Genomic DNA, 2512 nt, shown 5'->3' on the forward strand with positions numbered 1-2512 from the left:
TTTCCAACATTCTTTCATCATGTCGTCTATGAAACAATACACTTCGGTGATATAGTCTTCCGTGAGCATGCTTGAATACCTTTCTAAGTTGGTTGTAGCTAACCTAACTTAATCGATATTTCGGCTATTAATAGCCCAAGCATGCTCTTTTTCGTTTTTTACCAATAAAACTTGCACACGGCGTAAATATGGAAAGTTTGATTCCCATTGTTCAAAACTGGTACATGCAAGGCCGAGTAAAAACACATTTCCCTCTATGTACTTTTCATTAAAAAGTATTTCACCTCCGAAAAATACCCCCAATAATACCGCGGCAACTGATATCGCCAGAATAAGTTTAAACCTTTTTTTCATCATAAATTCTCTGTTTATAAAGAACTGTTTCACAGACGACATGATAAAAAAACAGCGAAATCCCCGGCAGTATTATTTGGCGGTTAACTTTCGCCATGCTTCAAAATAGCGTCTGCCGAATTCGAGTTGGCTGGCGCGGTCGAAATGGACTTTGTCCGGGTTGGAGGTCAACCCTTCCGAAGTCACGAAAGCGGCGGGCTGATTCTCCCCGACCGCCTTGCGCTGGGCGGCGTCGACCTTACGCCTGGCTTCGCTCCATTTCGCGCCGGGGAACTGCGACAACTGGCCGACGATCACCGGCACATCCGGGGCGTTGAACTTCTGCCGGAAATCCCGGATCAGTTCCGTCAGCCACCGGGCATACTGGTCGGCGTTTTTATTGCAGTCGGCTTCTCCCTGATGCCACAGGATCGCCTTGAGGGTGCCGGATTCCAGCGCCTTGCGGGTGCGGGCGACCGCATCGTCATAGGGATGGCTCTGGGTCTGCTCCCAGTAAACGCCCGGCCTCCAGTGGCGAATGCTCGAACCGCCGCACGCCGCCGGAATCAACCCCACCGTGATCGACGGATCGCTCCCGGCAAGCAGTTTGGCGAACGCATCGCCGGGACCGATCCCGGCAAAGCTCTTGTCGAAGTGGATCGGAGCGGAGGCCGGAACCCATTCCCCCTCTTTATTCAGCATCAATACCCGCGGGTAGGGCGCCCTGTCTTCCGGCTGGATTTTGCCGCGCCCGGCCATATTGGACTGCCCGGCCAGCAGCACCAGATAAAACTTCTCTTTCGGCGGCAGCTTGACCGGATCGGCCCCGAACGCCGCCGACAGCAGAAGTCCGCAAACAACAGTACAAAGGATTCCGACTTTTTTCATCTTCTTTCTCCCGTTTGTTTTGAAGTCGCATCGGCCCTCCGTTCAACATACATGCCGTCGGCTCTTCCTGCAAGCAAAAAATGTTGACATTCCGCCTATTGATACAGGGAAACCAATCATCAGGAGGAATCAACCATGAAATTCACGACCCCGGCCATATTCGGCACCATCCTGCTGCTGGCGGGCGGCTGCACCACCGCCAACGAGGCGGTCAAAGCGGCGGCGGCCAAAAACGTCAACGCCTCCGGACTTCTGTCCGTGCAGAATGTTCAGACCGGATACGATCCCGTGACCGGCAGCGTCACGCCCAAAGTCCTGTTCATGACCGGCAGTTTGCACTACCGGTCCAATGTGGTTTCGGTGCCGGCGGGGAGCAAAGTGCCCGACGCTGCGGAGTACAGCCGTGAAGAGAGCGCCAGCATCTGGAATTCCGACGCCAGATCCGTGAACGTGCGCTGGAGCTTCACCGCCTCGACGCCGGAAGCCGCGGAGCAGCGGGTCCGGGAAATGCTCGATTACGAAGCGGCCCGGCTCAAACAATGACCCCTATTCCACCTGCCGCTTGCAGCCGAAGTCGGCCGGAATGCGGCGGGCCACCGGAATCATCACCAGAAAGCTCGGAATCGTGCAGATCATCACATACCAGAAGAACGGCACGTAACCGAGCCACTTCTGGGCGTAACCGGAGAGCATTCCGGTCAGGTTCAACCCGAGGATGGTGATTCCGGTCATGATCGCGTAGTGGCTGGTCTTGAACGGCCCCGAGTGCTCCGCAAACGCGATCGTGACCAGCATGAACGCGCTGTAGCCCAGGCCGTAGCCGAACTGTTCGACCGTCACGCAGCCGCCGACAATCCACAGCGATTCCGGCCGGAACGTCGCGAGATAGACATAGACCAGATCCGGCACGTTCAGCGCCGCCACCAGCGGCCAGACCGTCCTGCCGAACCCGTAACGCGCCACCAGAACTCCGCCGGCGATGCCACCCGCGATCAGGGCCAGCACCCCGAACGTGCCGTACAGCATTCCGAAGGCTTCGGTCGAAAGTCCCAGTCCTCCGTCCTCGCGCGCATCCTTCATAAACGCGACCGCCATCTTTCCCAGCTGCGACTCCGCCAGCCGGAAAAAGAACAGAAACACAATCAGCCCCACCACTCCGGGCATCTTCAGGAAACTCAGGAACGCCGCAAAAAATTGATAATGTCCCAAATTTTGTGATGGGATGTGTTGTTTGACAAGGTTGCATCTGCCTTTTATTTTGAGTAACTCAAAATCTCAACATAAAGGGAAT

Annotated in this window: 4 protein-coding genes; 1 reads left to right on the plus strand and 3 read right to left on the minus strand. The window is 55.5% G+C overall.

Going from position 1 to position 2512, the window contains the following annotated elements; translation table 11 throughout:
- Positions 1–108: 108 nt before the first annotated feature.
- Entirely contained in the window at positions 109–357 is a 249-nt protein-coding gene (locus tag C8D82_RS20945; RefSeq protein WP_133245326.1) for a hypothetical protein, read from the minus strand.
- A gap of 69 nt (positions 358–426) precedes the next feature.
- A complete protein-coding gene (locus C8D82_RS20390) occupies positions 427–1221 on the minus strand; it encodes a sialate O-acetylesterase (protein WP_116886133.1) in 795 nt (264 codons plus the stop codon).
- A 135-nt stretch (positions 1222–1356) separates the two neighbouring features.
- Here C8D82_RS20390 and C8D82_RS20395 point away from each other — a divergent pair, with 135 nt between their 5' ends.
- Complete coding sequence (locus tag C8D82_RS20395) at positions 1357–1764, plus strand: hypothetical protein (RefSeq protein WP_116886134.1); 408 nt, start codon at positions 1357–1359, stop codon at positions 1762–1764.
- Positions 1765–1767: 3 nt separating this feature from the next.
- On the opposite strand, the gene C8D82_RS20400 is transcribed toward C8D82_RS20395, so the two are convergent.
- Complete coding sequence (locus C8D82_RS20400; RefSeq protein ID WP_133245327.1) at positions 1768–2385, minus strand: MFS transporter; 618 nt, start codon at positions 2383–2385, stop codon at positions 1768–1770.
- Positions 2386–2512: the final 127 nt, after the last annotated feature.

It is taken from the genome of Victivallis vadensis (assembly GCF_003096415.1).
GTDB classification, from domain to species: Bacteria; Verrucomicrobiota; Lentisphaeria; order Victivallales; family Victivallaceae; genus Victivallis; species Victivallis vadensis.